We start from the raw sequence: 18,066 nt of genomic DNA, 5'->3' as shown, positions 1-18,066 counted from the left end.
CGAAGTGTTCAACGCGAACAGCAATTCGTAGCAACCTCCAGCGGTGGAGGTGCCTGAGGCGGAATCTGAGGCAGCCCGGAGCGGCTTCGGAGCGGTGGCACGCGCCCAGCCAGTGGACCGCGAGGCGAACGCTCGCCGCTGTGCTCAGCGGCGCCCCTGCCCGCCTCCACTGGAGCCTCCGAGGCGGTCGCATTCGACGCGCACAACCCCGGCCAGGCACGGATCATCGGCCTCCGGATCGCCGACCGCGCCACGGAGCAAGCGGCCGGACATGCGGGCCTGGTCCGCCGTGACCTGGACGCTTGTTGGCTCGATTCCGTTGGAAGCTGTCATTAGTGCCACTAGGGAGAGGCGGACCGGCTGTCTAGCGTCGGTGGTGAACCCGGCACAGACCGGTTCGCATCCATCCCGAACGGAACACAAATGCACGCCCAGATCGTCTTGTTCGACGGCTTCGACCCGCTCGACGTCATCGCCCCCTACGAGGTCCTGTACGCCGGCGGCACCGCCTCCGCCGGGGCGGTGACGGTGGAGCTGGTCTCCGCCGAGGGAACGCGCGAAGTGGCCGGCGGTACCGGCGGCCTGGCCCTGCGGGCGACGGCCCGCCTCGATCCCGAGCGCGCCGACCTCGTCCTGGTCCCCGGCGCGTCGGGCCGCGTCGAGCAGGACGACGGGAAGCCGGGACCGGACTGTGGCCGGCAGTCGGAGGACGAAGCAATTCCTGTCCTGCTGGGCCGCACCCTGGAAACCGGCCTGCCGCCCCTGCTGAAGTCCGCCATGGAACGCCCCGGGGTAACGGTGAGCGCGGTGTGCGGCGGCTCGCTCGTCCTGGCCATGGCCGGCCTCCTGGAGGGCCGTAACGCGACCACTCACCACATGGGTATGGACCTGCTGGACGCCACCGGTGTGCGCGCGGTGCCCGCGCGCGTCGTCGACGACGGTGACCTCGTCACCGGCGCCGGCGTCACCTCGGGCCTCGACCTGGCCCTGTACCTGCTGGAGCGCGAGGTGGGTCCCAAGGTCGCTCATGCCGTCGAGGAACTGTTCTCCTACGAACGCCGCGGCATCGTCTGGCGCGACCAGGGTCCGACGCCCGTCGCCTTCTGAGACACCCCTTCACTTCTTCCCTTGTGCCGCGCCGGCGCACCACCCCGTAAGGAAGCCCCCGCATGTCCGTCGAAGGAACCTGGGACCTGAACATCTCGACCCCCATCGGCACCATCACGGCCGTCGTCGAGCTCCACTTGGCGAACGGCGCCCTGACGGGTACCGCCCACGGCGCCGGAGAGGACGTCGCCCTGAACAACCTGGCGCTCGACGACGACCGCCTCACCTGGACCCAGTCGATCGCCAAGCCCCTGAGGCTGAACCTCGCCTTCGCCGTCACGGTCGACGGAGACACCATGACGGGCAGCTCCAAGGCCGGCCGCCTGCCCGCCTCCAAGGTCACCGGCCACCGCCGCACGCGCTGAGCCAGGGATGCATCCCAACGATGACCATCGTCCCGCCGACACGATGCGTGATATCAGCCCGCCGCCGGGCCGTCCGTCGTGTCCGTCGACGGCCGATGGGCGGGCCACGCGTTGAGGGCGCTTGCCAGCTGGGCGCGCGAACGGACATCCAGTTTCTGGTAGATGCGGGTGAGACGCGCCTCGACCGTCTTCACGCTGAGGTACAGCTTCGCCGCCGCCTCCTGGTTGCTGGCCCCCTGGCCGACCAGCAGCGCGAGCCGCAGCTCCGCCTCCGTGAGGGAGGACACGGCGCCGCCGCGGGCCGGGGCGGGTTCGGTCGTACGGGACGGTGTCTCCGTCACCAGTGCCAGCCAGGGCGACGCCCCCGCCCGTTCGAAGACCGCGGCCGCGGCCTGCAGCGCGTTCTGTGCGGCCGACCGCCTGCGGCGGCGGCGTTCGACCCGGGCGAGCGCGATCAGCGCCCGTCCGCGTGCCAGCGGCAGCCCCGCCGCCGCGAAGCGATCGGCGGTCTCGGTCAGCAGCCCCGCCGCCTCATCGGGCTTTCCGACCGCCGCCAGATGCAGGGCGTACGCGCGGTCGCAGCCGAGCAGCACCGTTGCGCGGCCCAGGCGTTCGGCGACGGGACGCACATCGGCGAGCAGGGCCGCGGCCTCCTCGGGGGCATCGCTCGCGATCAGCGCCTCGGCCAGCTCCTCGTGCCAGCGCAGCATGGAGGGGTCGACCGTCGACTGGGCGCGTTCACCGGACTGCACCCGGCGCAGGGTCTCCAGGGCGTTCGCCACATCCCCGGTCACGAGCTGGACCCGGCCGAGTGCGTACAGACTGCGGGAGAGGAAGACATGGTCGCCCTCCTCCTCGGATGCCTGGACACTGCGCCGGGCGTAGCTCGCGGCGCGGGCGAAACTGCCGCCGGCGCTCTCCGCGAGAGCCAGCGTGTACCAGGCGGGCCCCGGCGAGAGGCCGGCCTCCAGCGTCAGGGCGAGCGACCGCCCGGCATGTGCGAGTGACGCCGCGCACTGCCCCTGCCGGGCGTCGATCTCCGCGAGCGTATGGAACAGCTCGATGGCGTCCTCCACCGGCCCACGGCGCTCGACCAGCGGCAGCAGGGCGTTGAGCTGGTCGCGGGCGTCGGTGAGCCGGTCGTCGAACAGCGCATGGCGGATCGTCAGGATCTGCGCGGCGTTACGGATGCCCAGCGGCCGCACGACCATCTCGAGGGCTCGTGCCTCGGTGAGGACCTGCTCCGCGTCCGGCGAGCCCAGGACACGGTCCATGCGCGCCTGGACGGTCAGCGCCGTGGCCGCCGTCATACGGTCGCCGACCGAAGAGGCCAGCACCGCGGACTCGACGGCGGCGGCCCGGGAGCGTACGGGATCACCGTCGGCCAGCACATGCTTCACTGCCAGCCGCAGCTGGACGGCCGCCCGCAGCGCCGTGTCGCCCTCGGAGTCCTCCATGGCGTGGACGTAGATCTCGTCGAGGTCGGTCAGTCCCTGCCCGGCCGTGTCCAGCACCGCGAGCCGCGCGCGAACCCGGTCGGCGGGCGCGGCGTCGCGGGCGAGGAGATCGGTGGCTGCGCGCATCGCCAGGTCCGCGCGGGCGGCGCGGGCGGCTTCCTCGGCGGCGTCGACGAGCCGGGCAAGCCGCTGCGCGCTGTGCCGGCCGGGCGTGGACTCGGCGGCGAGCAGGGCGAGTTCGGCGGCCAGCGCGCTGTTCCCGCGGCGTCGTGCCGTATCGGCCGCGACCGCGACCTCCGCTGCCAGTTGCTCGTCGGGTGTGTCCGTGGCCAGCGCCCGGTGCCGTACGGCCTCGACGGGGTCGTCCACGACGCGCGCGAGAGCCGCATGACCGTCGCTGCGCTCGGCCCAGTCGGCGTCGTGCACCAGCGTGGAGGGCAGCAGCCCTGCCGTGAACGCGACCGTGCCGTCCTCCGTCAGTGAGATGAGATTCGCCCGCTCGGCGGCGGCGAGGTCGGCCTCGGCCGTGGGGCGGCCCGTGCGGCGGATCAGCGAAGCCGTCGGGTGCAGCGCCAGTGCGGCCAGCAGGAGCGTGTCACGCACGGCGGGGGAGGCGGCGCCGAGCAGCTGACGTGCGAGATCGCGTGCGCGCCCGGACAGGGACAGGGCCTCGGCGTGGTGCACCGGCGTCCTGGCGTCGGCGAGGGACCGGCCGACGGCGAGCGCGAGACGCGGATTGCCGCCGCTGGCCTTGTGGATACGGCCGGCCATCCGGGACGGCAGCCGGTGGTGGAAGAGGAGTTCGGCGATCTCGTCGGCGTGCAGCGGCGCTACGTTCAGGACGTCGGCCTCGGACGGCACCCACAGGGGCTCCGGGCAGTCAGCGTCCTGCGCCGGGGTACTCGCGGTGGATGTGTCGGGTCCGTATGCCGCCGGGGTCTCGACGGCGACGACGCGTAGCGCCGATGGAGCCAGATGCAGGGCGAACCGCAGCAGGTCGGCGCTGTCGGCGTCGATGCGCTGGACGCCGTCGACGACGAGCAGGACGGGGCCGTGTGCGGCGAGCGTGCGCAGGATCTGGGCGAGCGCGAGCCGCAGGGCGATGGGGTCCCAGCCGTTGTCGGGCACGGGCGCCTCGCGGCACAGCATGGCGACAGCGGTCCGCTGCGGTCCGGGCAGTCCCCCGAGGACGTCGTAGCTGCCGGGGCCGCTGTCGGGCCGGGCCGCCGGCCAGGACGCGCAGGCCGAAATGGTCGCGACCAGGGCGGCGGCGGCCGCGCCGGGTATGTCCCGGTCGGCGGGCAGTGTGGCGAGCCACAGTACGGTCTCGCCGCGGGACTCGGCGCGCGCGGCGGCGGCCAGGGCGACCTCGGTCTTGCCGACCCCGGCAGGGCCGGTGAGCAGGGCGCGCCCGCGCGTGTGCAGGACCCGGTCGAGCCGGGTGAGGAGCTCCCCCCGCCCGACCGGTGCAGGGCGGTGCGCCGCCGTTGTCACCTCCCCACCACCCCCCTTGTGGCCTGCGCGGGACTCTGCCCGTTGAGAGCAGAGCATACGAATCAGGCCACCGCAGTCCAGGCTGCATGTCCGGCATACGGACACGCGCGCCCGGACAGGCGGCGGGGCGCGCCCGCGGCGATATGCCGCGAACGCGCCTCTGACCAGCTGTGATGCGGTTGTTTGGGGTGGTTCAGAAAGTGAGACTCCAGGAGTCGATGTAGCCGGTGTCACCCGATGCCACATCGCGGACCTGCAGCTTCCAGGTGCCGTTGGCCACCTCGCTGGACGCGTCGACCGTGTACGTCGCAAGGACGTTGTCGGCGCTGTCGGACGACGACGAGGCCTTGAGGTTGCGCACCGTGCCGTCCGGCGCGATCAGGTCGATGACCAGGTCGCCGCGCCAGGTGTGCTTGATGTCGACGTTGACCTTGAGGGCAGCGGGGGCGTTGCCGGTGAGGCCGGTGACGGCGATCGACGAGCTGACGGTCGAGTTGTCCGCGATCGTCACGTCCGCCGCGTTGCTGAACGTCGTGCCGCCGCTGGTGCCGGTGACGGCGTTCACGGTCTTCGCCGCGTCGGCGATGCCGGCGCCGCAGCCGCCGGTGCAGGTGCCCGGCAGTGGCCTGGCGTTGCTCTTGATCGCGGCCTCGATCTCGGCCGGGGTCAGAGTGCTCTTGGCCGACTTGAGCAGCGCGGCGAGCCCGGCGATGTGCGGGGCGGCCATCGAAGTGCCCTGGTAGGGCTTGTAGTTCTCGGTCGACTGGGTGGTGGCCCCGGAGTTCAGCGTGGAGAGGATGCCGTTTTCGGGGGTGGTGACGGTGCCCGGGGTGTCGGTGGCGCGGCGGGTCTCGCCGCCGGGAGCCGACACGTCGACGATGGAGCCGAAGTTCGAGTAGAACGAGCGGTTGCCCTCGCGAGAGGTGGACGCCACGTTGATGATGCCCGAGCAGTTGGCCGGGGTGAAGCCGGAGGCGTTGGCGTTGCTGTTGCCCGCCGCCACGACGACCGTGGTGCCGCGCGACACCGCGCCGTTGATCGCGTTCTGGTAGACGCTGGGGCAGGTGGCGCTGGCGCCGCCGAGGCTCATGTTGATGACCTTGGCCGGGTTCGGGTTCGCCGGGACGCCCGGGACGGTACCGCCGGACGCCCAGGTGATCGCGTCGGCGATGTCCGCGGAGGAGCCGCCGCACTTGCCGAGCACGCGGACCGGCTGGATCTTCGCGTTGTACGCGATACCCGCAACGCCCTTGCTGTTGCCCGCCGTTGCCGCGATGGTGCCCGCGACGTGGGTGCCGTGCCAGGAGGAGTTGCTCGCCTTGGAACCGGTGCCGCACTCGCCGTCGGTCGCGTTCCAGTCGCCCTCGTCCTTGGCGTCGCTGTCCCGGCCGTTGCCGTCCCGGGCGTCCGCGGCGGTCGAGATGAAGTCGTAGCCGGACACGACATTGGCGGCCACGTCCGTGTGGGCGGCGTAGCCGGTGTCGATGACGGCGACGGTGACGCCGCTGCCGGTGGTCTTGTCCCAGGCGCCGGGCACGTTCATGCCGCCGGTGGCCTCGAACAGGTCCCACTGCTTGGTGTACTCGGTGTCGTTCGGGGTGACGGCCATCGCGTAGGCGCGGATGTCGGGTTCCACGGACGCGACCGAAGGATCGGCGCGGAAGGCGTCCAGGACCTCGGCGAGGTCATTCTTGGACGCCTTGCCACCGAGGTTGACCAGGGCGGCACCGCCGGCGAGCCGGCGCTCGAACGACAGGCTCTCGCCGGTCTCGGCGGCCTTGGCCGTTGCGTCGGTCTTGGCCGCCGTGTTGGAAGTGGCCTCGGACGTCTTGGACTTGTAGGTGACGATGACCTTCTCGACCGGTGCGGTCGGCAGTGCGGTCATCGACTGGGAAGCCGGAGCGGGCTTCGGTGAGGGCGGCGGCGGGGTGGCGGCGAGTGCCACGGAGTACGTGGCGGCGACGGCAGCGATCGTCGCGCTCGCGGCCACGACGGATATGAGTCTCCGTCTGGAACCGTTCAAGGTGTTCCCTTTCAACTGACGGTGCGGAGCGCGGGCGGGCGGCGCGGGAACCGCGGTTCGCTGTGGGGGTGCGATCCGCGGTTCCCTGGGCCGGGTCGCCCTTGCGTCGCCGTCGGCGCGACGGCCCCTGGTCAAGGGCCGTCCCCGACGGAACCCATGACTTACATGCACCTGACATCTAAGAGTCAGAAGCTGAGATCCGCCGGTGCGGCAGACAGTAGGGAACGGGGAGATGAACCCGATACGGGGAAAACCCTTGTCACCCCCGTGGGAGCCCCGGGGAGGGTTCGGGGCGCGCCAGGGGCCGGGGCGGGCGAGGTGCGGGAGCTGACGAACTGTCGGTCATTCGGGGCGACACCGGCACACTCCGCGCGTCGTGTGTGTGGCAGGGGTGTCGCGGCGCGCGGAGCGGCGGATTGTCAGTGGGGGCTGGCATGCTGAAATCGACTGACCCCGTCCGTCATCCACATCCGTCATCCACCGCGCACTCGCGGGAGGAGAATTGCGATGCTGACTACCTCATACGTCACGGGCTCGCCGAACTGGCTGGACCTGGGAAGCCCCGACATCGACGCGGCCGCCGCCTTTTACGGGGCACTGTTCGGCTGGGAGCTGCAGAGCTTGGGACCGGAGGCCGGAGGGTACGGCTTCTTCCAGCTGGACGGGAAGACCGTCGCCGCGATCGGCCCGCTCACCGAGGAGGGCGCGTCCTCGGCGTGGACGCCGTACTTCCTGACGGCCGACGCCGACGCCACGACCAGATCCGTTGAGCAGGCCGGCGGCACCGTCCGTCTGCAGCCGATGGAGGTATTCACCGAAGGCCGGATGGCGGCGTACACCGACCCGACCGGCGCCGACTTCGCGGTCTGGCAGCCCGGTGACACCAAGGGCCTGGGCGCGGTCACCGATGTGAACACCTTGTCCTGGACCGAGCTGTACACCACGGACGCTGCCGCCGCGAAGGACTTCTACCGCTCCGTGTTCTCGTGGGACTACGAGGACATGCCGTTCGCGAGCGTCACCTACAGCGTCGTCTCCCCGTCGGGCGGCGGCCAGGAGGCCACGCAGGGCGGGATCATGCAGCTTCCGAAAGAGAACCTGGAGGCGGGTTCCCGCTCGGAGTGGCATCCGTACTTCGAAGTGACCGACGTCGACGCCACCTTCGCCGAGGCCACCCGACAGGGTGCCACCCCGCTCATCCCGCCGATGGACGCGGAGGGCGTGGGCCGCCTGGCCATGTTCACCGACCCCTTCGGTGCGCCGATGGCCGTCATCCGCGGCGCCTCCCGCTGAGCCCGCGGCCCGGACGGTCAGACGAAGTTGACCTCGGCGCGCCGCAGCAGAGGATCGTCCACCACCCTCCACAGAGGTACGGCGTAGTTGCCGAGGCGGTAGCGGCCGCCGAAGTGGAGGCCGAGGACGCGGTGGTCAGTGAGGCAGGGCCATGTCGACACCGCGCGTAGAGCTCGGAGCCGAGGGGCATCGCTGCCTTGGGGGCCGATGTCACAGCCGCGAGGTGAGCCGAACCGTTCACCTGCCGGGGGCCCGCTCCGGGGCAGGATTCTGAACCGGGAGTCGTAGCGCCGCCCTGGCGCCCCGGGCGACAGCCCCCATGAACCTTGGAGCGCTGAGTACAGATGAGCAGCAGCCCCGCCGATGCCCCCGATCCCCTGCCGGCCGGTCCCGGCAATGGGCCCGCCGTCTCTCGTCAGGAGTTCGACGCACTCTTCGACGCGGTCCGCACCTGGGGCCGCTGGGCTGCGGCCGACCGCGGCGCCTGGAACAGGGTGACAGCGGGCCACGTGCAGCGGGCCACCGCCCTGATCCGGTCCGGGACGGTCGTGCCGATGGGGCTGCCCTGGAACACCCTGCCCGGACCGGACAACAGCAAGCCCGCATTGCACTACATGTCCGACCTCGGCGACGTGGAGGCACCGGAACCCTCCACCCACAAGGACTTCATTGCCGTGGATTACCACGGCAAGGGCGTGAGCCATCTCGACGCGCTGTCACACATCGCCTACCGAGGGCAGCTCTACGACGGCCGTGCGGCGCGCGAGGTCGTTGATGCCGGGGGTGCCCGCTTCGGCGCGGTACCGGCACTCGGCCCCCTCGTCACCAAGGGCGTACTCCTCGACCTGCCCGCCGTCCTCGGGATCAAATGGCTGGAGCCTGGGCTCGCACTGCACGCGCAGGACATCATCGCCGCTGAGAAGGCACTCGAGGTGACGATCGGGGACGGCGATGCGGTGTTGCTGCGCTCCGGCCGCTTCCGCCGCCGCCGGGAAATCGGCCCCTGGAACCCTGACGTGGCGAGCGCAGGCTTGCACGTGGACGCCATGCCGCTGCTGGCCGAGCGTGCCATTTCCCTGCTCGGCGGCGACGGGGACAGTGATGTACGGCCCTCGCCGGTCGAAGGCCTGCACTCTCCGGTCCACGCGCTTGCCATCACCGCCATGGGCGTGCCGCTGCTGGACAATCTCGACCTCGAAGCACTCTCCGCCAGCTGCGCCGAGGCGGGCCGTTACGAATTCATGCTCGTCGTGACGCCGCTGAACGTACCCGGCGGGACAGGCTCGCCCGTCAACCCGGTCGCGGTCCTGTGATGGCCGGCCGCCACCGTCGCCTCGCGCCGGCCGCCGATCACGGTGGACGCCGGCCAGGTCTTTTCGACAGCCGACCATCGCATTACGTTAAGGCTTCTTAAATTCACCCAAAAAGTGAGGAATATACTCAAATGGAGACTGGGTGATCGCAAAGTTTCTGTGAGGGAAGTGATGCAGATGGGGGTCGTGGGAGACCGCATCGGCCCCGTACGCCCCCGCGAGCGGTTTCTGCACGGCGAGTCGGTCGAGGGGGGCGTGAGAAGTCCGATTCTGAGCTCGTGGCAGCGCTGCCGACTGCTGGGACTCTCACCGGACCAGTCCGAGCTCCCCTACCGGCAGGATTTCGATCCGGAAAGCCAGCTCGTCCGCGCGGCCGGGCCTGTGCTGGACCGGCTGCGATCCATGTTCGCGGGCAGCAAGATGAATATCTGTCTCGCCGATGGACACGGCACGGTGCTTGAACGCCGTTTCGGGGAAGCGTCTTTGGTCCGGCATCTCTCCGCGATCCAGAGCGTCCCGGGCTTCGTGTTCGCCGAGCAGTTCGCCGGGACCAACGGCGTCGGTCTCGCACTCGCGGAAAGGGAGCTTTGCCAGGTCTACGGTGCCGAGCACTTCGCCGAGCGCTCTCAGTCAAACGCCTGTTCTGCAATCCCCATTCGCGACCAGCTCAGCGGACGCATCGAGGGCGTCCTCTGCTTCGGCTATCCCCTCACCGATGCGGACCCGGCACTGGTCACCGTGATACGCGACGCCGCCGAAGCCATCGAACGGCGGCTGATGGAGCAGAGTTCGGCGCGAGAGCGCGGCTTGCTGCGGGCGTATCTCGACGCCAGACGCCTCGCGTGGACCAGCGAGGCCGCCAGGGACGGGCACCTGATCGGAATGGATGAACTGGTTCAGATCGGGCTGGACCAGCGCGATCAGATGATCCTCAAGGAGAAGGCCACCGAGCTGATCTCCTCGTCCCAGCGGGCTGCCGTCGAAGTGTCCCTGTCCCGCGACCGGCGGGTCACGCTCTTGAGCCGTCCGGTGACGAGCCCCTCCGGGGTGGAGGGCGTCGTCATCGAAGCGGTCCTCCCCGGTGACTCGCCGCAACCCCGCATCGCCGTCCCGACTCGCGCCGGCCCGACTCGCGCCGGCCGACCACTCGGCCTTGTCGCGCAATATGCCCCCACCTCCGCCGACCCGTCGTCCGGGCACCTTCCCGGCGCCGCAGCCGGCCGAGCCGCCACGACGGTCCGCGCGCCCGTCCCACCTGGCACCGACGACTCCGCCAACGGCTTGGCCAGGGGGCTGGTGCTGGTGGGCGAGCCGGAAGTAGGGAAGTACGCGGTTGCGGCCCGACGCCGCCTGGAGCTGCTGGCCGAGGCCAGCACCCGCATCGGCACCACCTTGGACGTGAGCCGCACCGCCTGGGAACTCGCCGAGATCGCGGTCCCGCGCCTGGCCGACTTCGTCACCATCGACGTGCCCGAGGCCGTACTGCGCGGCGAGGAGGCCTCCGACGCCCGCACCGAACTGCACCGTACGGTGGTCCACGGCATCCGCGAGGACTGCCCCTTCTACCCGGTCGGCGAGCGGGTGGACCTTCGCCCGGCGACGCCCCATCTACGATGCCTGGCCAGCGGACAGGCAGTGCTGGAACCCGATCTGAAGTCCGCCGCCGGCTGGATCGCCCAAGAACCCGAGCACGCCGAGCGGATCCTCGCCCACAACGTCCACTCCCTCATCTCCGTCCCCCTGCTCGCGCGCGGAGTCCTCCTGGGCATCGCCAGCTTCTACCGCTCGCAGGATCCCGCCCCCTTCGGGGACGACGACCGCTCGCTGGCCCAGGAACTCGCCGCCCGCGCCGCCCTCTGCATCGACAACGCCCGCCGCTACACCCGCGAACACACCCTGGCTCTGGCACTTCAGCGCAGCCTGCTCCCGCGCGGCCATCCCGAGCAGGACGCCGTCGAGGTCGCGCACCGCTATCTGCCCGCCGAATCCGGAGTGGGTGGCGACTGGTTCGACGTCATCCCCCTCTCCGGCACCCGCGTCGCCCTCCTCGTCGGCGATGTCGTCGGCCATGGACTGCACGCCGCCGCCACCATGGGCCGGCTGCGCACCGCCGCACGCAACTTCGCCGAACTGGAACTCGCCCCCGACGAACTCCTCACCCACCTGGACAATCTCGTGGTGCGCCTGGACCGGGAGGAGGGCGACGAGAACCCTGCGGTAGGCAGCACCGGCATCGTCGGCGCCACCTGCCTGTACGCCATCTACGACCCCACCTCGGGGCAGTGCACCATGGCTCGCGCCGGCCACCCTCCGCCCGCGCTGGTCCACCCCGACGGCACCGTGACATTCCCGGACCTGCCCGCCGGACCCCCGCTCGGCCTGGGTGGTCTCCCCTTCGAAACGGCCGAAATTCACCTCTCCGAGCACAGCCAGCTGGTCCTCTACACCGACGGACTCATCGAAGACCGCCATCGCGACATCGACGTGGCCCTCGACCAGCTGCGCCGCGCGTTGGCCCACCCGGACCGAACGCCCGAGGACACCTGCCAAGCGGTCCTCGACGCCGTGGCACCCGACCACCCTGGCGACGACATTGCCCTACTCGTCGCCCGCACCCACGCCCTGCCCCCAGACCGGATCGCCACCTGGGACCTGACCGCCGACCCGGCCCTCGTCTCCGACGTCCGTGCCGCCGCCGTCCGCCGGCTGAGCCAGTGGGGGCTGGACGAGTCCGCTTTCGCCACAGAGCTGCTGCTCAGCGAGCTGGTTACGAACGCCGTCCGCTACGGCACCGGGCCCATCCAGGTACGCCTCATTCACGGCCGCACCCTGATCTGCGAGGTCTATGACACCAGTAACACCGCCCCACGCCTGCGCCAGGCGGCCACCACCGACGAGGGTGGCCGTGGCCTGTTCCTCGTTGCGCAGCTCGCCGAGACCTGGGGCACCCGCTATACCACCGACGGCAAGGTCATCTGGGCTGAGTGCGCCCTGGATGCGGCGTGACCTCCACCCGACACAGCCGGGAGGCGCAGGGGGAGACTGCCTCCCGGGCAACTCGCCCATTGGAGTCAAAGGGATCAACGATATGCCGGAAATGCGGTAACAGATCCCAGTAGCATCCCCCATGCAGTCGGGAAGAACCCGGAGGCCGACCCTCGGAGAAGTCCGTGCATGACGCTCCCGACACCTCGATGAGCCCACCCTCGCGCTTCGGTGGAGAACCTCTCGTCCGCATTCGCGGTCTCAGCAAGCGCTTCGGCGGCACCCTCGCGCTCGCCTCGGTCGACCTCGACATCCACGGCGGCAGCGTCCTCGCCCTGCTCGGTCCCAACGGCGCCGGGAAGTCCACCCTCATCAAGGTGCTCGCCGGGGTCCACCGCGCCGACGAGGGCGAGGTGACGGTAGCCGGGCATTCGCTCGGCTCCGCCGCCGCCACCCGGAAGATGTCGTTCATCCACCAGGATCTCGGCCTCGTCGAGTGGATGACGGTTGCCGAGAACATCGCACTGGGCACCGGCTATCCGCGCCGTCGCGGACTGGTCTCCTGGCGGCAGACCCGAGAGCGCTGCGCCGAGGCCCTGCGGATCGTCGCCGGGCACCTGGACGCCGACGCCCGGATTGCCGACCTCGCCCCCGCCGAGCGCTCGCTGGTCGCCATCGCCCGCGCCCTGGCGACACGGGCGGAGCTCTTCATCCTCGACGAGCCGACCGCCACCCTCCCCGCCGCGGACTGCGCCCGGCTCTTCGACGTACTGCACGCCCTGCGCGACCGAGGGCACGGCATCCTCTACGTCAGCCACCGGCTCGACGAGGTGTACAAGGTCGCCGACACTTTTGCCGTACTGCGCGACGGCCACCTCGTCAGCCAAGGTCCGCTCGCCGTCCACAGCCCCGCCCGTCTGGTGCACGACATCGTGGGCCGCGAACTGGCCGGCCACCGAACCGCCACCACCCCCGCCACAGCCCCGCCCGTCCTGAGCCTCGACAGCGTACGGACCCAGTACACCGGACCGGTCAGCCTGGAACTGCGTGCCGGCGAAATCCTCGGCACGGTGGGCCTGACCGGCGCCGGCCACATGGACCTGGGCCGCGCCCTCGCCGGCACCCGGCCGATCCTCGGCGGGCGGGCGCTGCTCGACGGCCGCCCGTACCAGCCGCGTACGGTCGCCGCCGCTCTCGACTCCGGCGTCGGCTTCGTGGCCGGCAACCGTCAGGAGGAGGGCTGCGCCGCCGAACTGACCGTACGGGAGAACTTCCTGGCCAACCCGCGGGCAGCCGGTGTGCCGGCGTGGCACTGGATCAGTCCCCGGCGCGAGCGCGCCGAGGCCACCGCCCTGATCGATCGGTTCTCGGTGCAGCCCCGCGACTGCGAGGTCCCGATCGCCACCCTTTCGGGCGGCAACCAGCAGAAGATCATGGTCGGCCGGTGGCTCCGGGGGAGCCTGCGCCTGCTGATCCTCGAAGAGCCGACCGCCAGCGTGGACGTCGGCGCCAAGGCCGCGATCTACCGTCTGCTCGACGACGCGCTGGCCGCCGGCCTGGCGGTACTGCTCATCTCCACCGATTTCGAGGAGGTCGCAACCGTGTGCCACCGCGCCCTGGTGTTCGCCCGTGGGACCGTGACAGCCGAGCTGACCGGTGAAGCACTCACTGTCAGTGAACTCACCCGCACCGCCTCGGCCATGCCCGCAATCACCGGAACCGCGACGAGCCGGTGACCCCCTCCCCCTCCCCTCGATCCCTGCTGGGCTTCCTGCGCGGACACCTCATCGGCACCTACGGCCTCCTGGCCCTCACCGGCCTGCTCTTCCTGATCTTCTCCATCACCCTGCCGGACACATTTCCCACGCGGGACAACATCTCGTCGATCCTCTCCAACCAATCGATCCCCGCCATCCTCGCGCTCGGCGCGACGATCCCCATCGTCACCGGCAAGTTCGACCTGTCCATCGGCTACGGTCTCGGCCTGGCGCACGTCATGGTGATGCAGCTCATCGTCAACGAAGGCTGGCCCTGGCCGCTCGCCTGCCTCGCAGTGATTTTCGGAGGGCTGGTGGTCGGCGCTCTGAACGGTGTCATCGTCGAGTTCGCGCAGATCGACTCCTTCATCGCCACTCTCGGCACCGGCAGCATGATGTACGCCTTCACCGGCTGGATCACCGACGGAGCCCGGATCGTCCCCGGCCCGCAGGGCCTGCCGCCCGCCTTCACCGACATCTACGACTCCAGGTTCCTCGGCCTGCCGGTACCCGCCTTCTACGTCCTCGCCGTCGTCGTCGCCCTCTGGCTGGTGCTGGAGCGGCTGCCGCTCGGCCGGTACCTGTATGTCATCGGCTCCAACCCCCGTGCCGCCGGCATGCTCGGCATCCCCACCCGCAAGTACTCCGTCTACGCCTTCGCCGGATCGGGCCTGGTCGTCGGCTTCGCCGGCGTCCTCCTCGCCGCTCAGCAGCAGACCGGCAACCCGAGTGTCGGCCTGGACTACCTGCTGCCCGCCTTCGTCGGCGCCCTGCTCGGCTCCACCGCGATCAAACCCGGCCGCGCCAACGCCTTGGGCACCCTCGTGGCCGTCGCCGTCCTCGCCATCGGCCTCGCCGGCATCGGCCAGCTCGGCGCCCAGTTCTGGGTCACCCCGCTGTTCAACGGCGGCACCCTGCTCATCGCCGTCGGCCTGGCCGGCTACTCCGCCCGCCGCCGACTGCGCACCGGCCCCACCGCGACCCGCCAGTCACTCGCAAAGCCGTCGGCTGCACCGACGAAGGACGGCAACCCCTAGAACACTTCGTAGCGCGCACCTGCGTCAGGAGCACCGTGTACTCGCACCGAAAGACCACCCTCACCGCCGCAACCCTGCTGGCACTGGCCGCCTCCGTCGTTGTCGGTTGCGAGCGCGGCCCGTCGACCGGCACCGGTCCGTCGAAGGCCGGTTGCCCCGCCATCCTCGCGAAGGCCAAGGCGGCCGTGCAGCAGGCCGAGAACACCAACGCCTCCTGGAACGGCCCCACCAGCGGCCCCGCGGCGGTTTCCGGCAAGACCATCGTCTACGTCGCGCAGACCATGACCAACCCTGGCGTCGCAGGCGTCGCGCGGGGCGTCAAGGAAGCCGGGAAGGTGACCGGATGGAACGTCCGGGTGATCGACGGAGAGGGCACCCCCGCCGGCATCCAGGCAGCACTCAGCCAGGCCGTCACCCTCAAGCCCTCGGGCATCGTCATCGGCGGCTTCGACCCCAATCTGACGTCGCAGCAGGTGGCACGGGCGCAAGCGGCGCATGTCCCGCTCATCGGCTGGCACGCGGTCCGTTCCCCCGGCCCGAGCAAGAACCCCAGCCTCTACACCAACATCACCACCAAAGTGGAGGACGTGGCGAAGATCAGTGCGGACTGGGTCATCGCCCGGTCCAACGGCAATGCCGGAGTCGTCGTCTTCACCGACGACTCGATCCCGTTCGCCAAGAACAAGTCCGAACTGATCAAGCAGGAGCTCGCCACCTGCTCCGGCCTGAAGCTGCTGGCGTACGAGAACATCCCGATTCCGGACGCGAGCCACCGCACCCCCCAGGAGGTCTCCTCCCTCCTCTCCCGCTTCCAGAACAGCTGGACGTACTCCGTCGCCATCAACGACCTCTACTTCGCCGACGCCGCCCCGGCCCTCCGCGCTGCCGCAAAACCGGGCTCCGGCCCTCCCTTCAACATCGGCGCGGGCGACGGCGATCCCTCCGCCTTCCAGCGCATCAACAGCAAGCAGTTCCAGGCCGCCACCGTCCCCGAGCCGCTGTCCCAGCAAGGCTGGCAAATCATCGACGAGTTCAACCGCTCCTTCGCCGGCCAGGCCGCCAGCGGCTACGTCGCCCCCGTCCACATCGCCACGGCAGACAACAGCAACGGGGCCACTTCCTGGAATCCGTCGGGCTACCGTGAGGCCTACCGGAAGATCTGGCGTACGTAACGACCTCATGCACGGTCGGCGTAGGCGCCGGAACAGCGTCGCGCGAGCGTCAGAACCGTCAGCAGCGACGGGTCTGGTACGGCACGGGGACGGGTACCGGTTCGTGCGGTGTCGGGCACCGCCTCAAGGCGACGAGGAAGGTCAGCACGATTCCGCCTGCCACGACGAAGAGCGTGGTGCTGATCCCGTCGGCGGTGGCGATTCGAAGCTGTTCACCGGAGAGGCCATCGAGGCCGGCAGTCGCCACCAGGACGAGGATGGCGAGGCCGACAGCCGCGCCCGCGCCTGAGCCGGTGGAGGCAATGCCGGAGGCGATGCCTTGTTGTCGGTCGGAGATTCCAGTGGCGGCGGCGATGAACATGGCGGTGAAGACCACCCCGTCGCCGACGCTGAGCACCACGAGGCCGGGGATGAGTTCGATGTACGTGCCGTTCGGCGAGATCGCGAGGCCGAGTGCGACCGCACCAAGCGCACCGACGGCGAGGGCTGCGGCCAACGTGCGCCTGAGACCGAACCGCGTCACGAGCTGGCCTGCGGTTGTCGAACCGGCCACCACCACTGCCGTGGGGATGAGGAAGCCGGCGCCGGTCTGCAAAGCGTCGTAGCCCAAAATCTCCTGGAAGTAAATGGACAGGAAGTAGAGCACGGAGCCGAACGTCGCCATGAACATGAACGCGATGACGACGCCGGTGATCAGGTTGGGGTTGGAGAGCAGCCGGGGTGGCATGAGCGGGTCGTCGCTGCGCCGCTCGATGATGAAGAAAGCTCCGATCAGCAGGAGGCCCGCCGCTGCGCCAACCAGGATTCCCGGCGAAAGCCAGCCCAATCCGGGGCCTTGCACGAGGGCGAACACGATGAGTGTGACACCGAGAGTGATACTGAGCGCACCGGGTAGGTCGAACGTGCGGCCTTCTTCGCGTTCACCGTCCCGGGGGATCACTACGAAGGCAAGCAGCAGCGCAGGGCCGGCCAGGGCGACGTTGACGAGGAATACCGCTTCCCAGCCGAACGCCTGCGTCAGAATTCCGCCGAGCAGCACACCGATGACGAGTCCTGCCGCGCCTGCCCCACCCCAGATTCCCAATGCGCGGTTACGGGCGCGGCCTTCAGCGAAGGTGGTGTTGATGAGTGCCAGGGTGGTGGGGAAGACGAGGGCTCCGCCGAGGCCTTGGAATGCGCGGGCGGCGAGAAGCATTCCGGTGCCGGTCGCGAATCCTCCCGCGAGCGATGCCCCGGCATAGAGTGCGAGGCCGGTGGCCAGGATGCGGCGTCGTCCGAGCAGGTCGGCGGCACGCCCGCCGAACAGTAGGAAGCCGGCGGAGGCTACCGCATAGGCGCTGATGACCGCCTGGAGCGTCTGCGCGGAATAGCCAAGGTCGCGTGCGATGTCGGGGAGTGCCACGACCACGATGTACTGGTCGAGCGAAACGATGAGCATGGCGAAGGACAGGAGCGCCAGCATCGCTGTCTCATGGTTCCAACCGAGGCTGCCGGGCGCGGATGATGTCGCTGTGGGTCGCACGGCAGCACTCCTGATGATCGGTCAAGTCTGCGCTTACGGCCTGCCGAGAATGTCCGTCTGATTCGGGGCGGTGGGGCCTCACCGAGAAGGACGGTTGCCAAGACCCTATACAGCTCGCCCTCACCAACCCCGTCAACGACCCACGCTCGTCAGACGGCGCTCACGCGGCCCGGTCTTCGCGGCCATCTCACTTGGCAGGTCTGCGGGTAGCGGATCAGGATGCAAGCGATGTTCGTCGCGTGCCGGCCGACGGGGCGGAGCTCGCTGCCCCACGGGAACGGCCGGCTCTCCAGCCCGCCCCGGGCGGCGGCGGCTCGGTCCCCCCAGACTCCGTCCAGGAAGCCCGGACGCAGCACCAGTGCGGCCAGTACGGCCTGCCGCCGGACAGGCCCCAGGTCCAGCGGTGTGCTGTCACGCCAGGCTCGGACCGGCGCCGCTACCGGGTCTCGGCGAGAATGCCGAACACCCCGGAGTCCTCGACCGGCAACATCGGCTTCCGCTGCGCCGCGCCCGCCGACCGCTGATGGATGCGCATCGCGTC

At 70.2% G+C, this 18,066-nt stretch carries 12 protein-coding genes; 8 read left to right on the top strand and 4 right to left on the bottom strand.

All coding sequences use genetic code 11. The features are described from left to right. Positions 1 to 423 precede the first annotated feature (423 nt). Positions 424 to 1,107 carry a DJ-1/PfpI family protein gene (locus tag ACFYXH_RS23145; protein WP_389566005.1) on the top strand — a complete coding sequence of 228 codons (684 nt, stop codon included), beginning with the start codon at positions 424 to 426 and terminating at the stop codon, positions 1,105 to 1,107. Between the two features lie 62 nt (positions 1,108 to 1,169). Next, positions 1,170 to 1,472 carry a hypothetical protein gene (locus tag ACFYXH_RS23140; RefSeq protein ID WP_389566003.1) on the top strand — a complete coding sequence of 101 codons (303 nt, stop codon included), beginning with the start codon at positions 1,170 to 1,172 and terminating at the stop codon, positions 1,470 to 1,472. Between the two features lie 53 nt (positions 1,473 to 1,525). Here the strand turns inward: ACFYXH_RS23140 and ACFYXH_RS23135 are convergent, their stop codons facing one another. Further along, the gene (locus ACFYXH_RS23135) at positions 1,526 to 4,423 is read right to left on the bottom strand and encodes an AAA family ATPase (RefSeq protein ID WP_389566001.1); all 2,898 of its coding nucleotides are present in this window, start codon (positions 4,421 to 4,423) and stop codon (positions 1,526 to 1,528) included. Between the two features lie 193 nt (positions 4,424 to 4,616). Next, on the bottom strand, positions 4,617 to 6,413 hold the full coding sequence (locus ACFYXH_RS23130; protein WP_389565998.1) for a S8 family serine peptidase: 1,797 nt from the start codon (positions 6,411 to 6,413) through the stop codon (positions 4,617 to 4,619). A gap of 540 nt (positions 6,414 to 6,953) precedes the next feature. Here ACFYXH_RS23130 and ACFYXH_RS23125 point away from each other — a divergent pair. Continuing rightward, the gene (locus ACFYXH_RS23125; protein ID WP_389565995.1) at positions 6,954 to 7,739 is read left to right on the top strand and encodes a VOC family protein; all 786 of its coding nucleotides are present in this window, start codon (positions 6,954 to 6,956) and stop codon (positions 7,737 to 7,739) included. A 17-nt stretch (positions 7,740 to 7,756) separates the two neighbouring features. On the opposite strand, the gene ACFYXH_RS23120 is transcribed toward ACFYXH_RS23125, so the two are convergent. Then, the gene (locus tag ACFYXH_RS23120; protein ID WP_389565992.1) at positions 7,757 to 7,900 is read right to left on the bottom strand and encodes a hypothetical protein; all 144 of its coding nucleotides are present in this window, start codon (positions 7,898 to 7,900) and stop codon (positions 7,757 to 7,759) included. Positions 7,901 to 8,083: 183 nt separating this feature from the next. On the opposite strand from ACFYXH_RS23120, the gene ACFYXH_RS23115 reads away from it, so the two are divergent. The 5 genes from ACFYXH_RS23115 to ACFYXH_RS23095 all read left to right on the top strand — a co-directional run bounded on the left by ACFYXH_RS23115 (position 8,084) and on the right by ACFYXH_RS23095 (position 16,003). Further along, complete coding sequence (locus ACFYXH_RS23115) at positions 8,084 to 9,052, top strand: cyclase family protein (RefSeq protein WP_389565989.1); 969 nt, start codon at positions 8,084 to 8,086, stop codon at positions 9,050 to 9,052. 177 nt (positions 9,053 to 9,229) lie between these two features. Continuing rightward, positions 9,230 to 12,058, top strand: a complete 2,829-nt coding sequence (locus tag ACFYXH_RS23110; RefSeq protein WP_389565987.1) for a SpoIIE family protein phosphatase — start codon at positions 9,230 to 9,232, stop codon at positions 12,056 to 12,058. Positions 12,059 to 12,222: 164 nt separating this feature from the next. Continuing rightward, positions 12,223 to 13,773: a sugar ABC transporter ATP-binding protein gene (locus ACFYXH_RS23105; RefSeq protein WP_389565985.1), complete on the top strand. Its 1,551-nt coding sequence runs from the start codon at positions 12,223 to 12,225 to the stop codon at positions 13,771 to 13,773. Further along, positions 13,770 to 14,831, top strand: a complete 1,062-nt coding sequence (locus ACFYXH_RS23100) for an ABC transporter permease (RefSeq protein WP_389565982.1) — start codon at positions 13,770 to 13,772, stop codon at positions 14,829 to 14,831. Before ACFYXH_RS23105 ends, ACFYXH_RS23100 begins: the two co-directional genes overlap by 4 nt. A gap of 35 nt (positions 14,832 to 14,866) precedes the next feature. Further along, a complete protein-coding gene (locus ACFYXH_RS23095; RefSeq protein WP_389565979.1) occupies positions 14,867 to 16,003 on the top strand; it encodes a substrate-binding domain-containing protein in 1,137 nt (378 codons plus the stop codon). A gap of 58 nt (positions 16,004 to 16,061) precedes the next feature. Here ACFYXH_RS23095 and ACFYXH_RS23090 read toward each other — a convergent pair whose 3' ends face one another. Beyond that, a complete protein-coding gene (locus ACFYXH_RS23090) occupies positions 16,062 to 17,465 on the bottom strand; it encodes an MFS transporter (protein WP_389565977.1) in 1,404 nt (467 codons plus the stop codon). Between the last annotated feature and the right edge of the window lie 601 nt (positions 17,466 to 18,066).

It is taken from the genome of Streptomyces sp. NPDC002730, from assembly GCF_042888805.1.
Classification (GTDB): domain Bacteria; phylum Actinomycetota; class Actinomycetes; order Streptomycetales; family Streptomycetaceae; genus Streptomyces.
Note: the sequence above shows the minus strand (reverse complement) of the source record. Positions and strands in the feature narration are given on the sequence as shown.

Bases quoted from the DNA above. Each gene is read 5' to 3' on its own strand.
- ACFYXH_RS23145 (WP_389566005.1), top strand. From the start codon at position 424: ATGCACGCCCAGATCGTCTTGTTCGACGGCTTCGACCCGCTCGACGTC.
- ACFYXH_RS23140 (WP_389566003.1), top strand. From the start codon at position 1,170: ATGTCCGTCGAAGGAACCTGGGACCTGAACATCTCGACCCCCATCGGC.
- ACFYXH_RS23125 (WP_389565995.1), top strand. From the start codon at position 6,954: ATGCTGACTACCTCATACGTCACGGGCTCGCCGAACTGGCTGGACCTG.
- ACFYXH_RS23115 (WP_389565989.1), top strand. From the start codon at position 8,084: ATGAGCAGCAGCCCCGCCGATGCCCCCGATCCCCTGCCGGCCGGTCCC.
- ACFYXH_RS23110 (WP_389565987.1), top strand. From the start codon at position 9,230: ATGGGGGTCGTGGGAGACCGCATCGGCCCCGTACGCCCCCGCGAGCGG.
- ACFYXH_RS23090 (WP_389565977.1), bottom strand. From the start codon at position 17,465: ATGCTGGCGCTCCTGTCCTTCGCCATGCTCATCGTTTCGCTCGACCAG.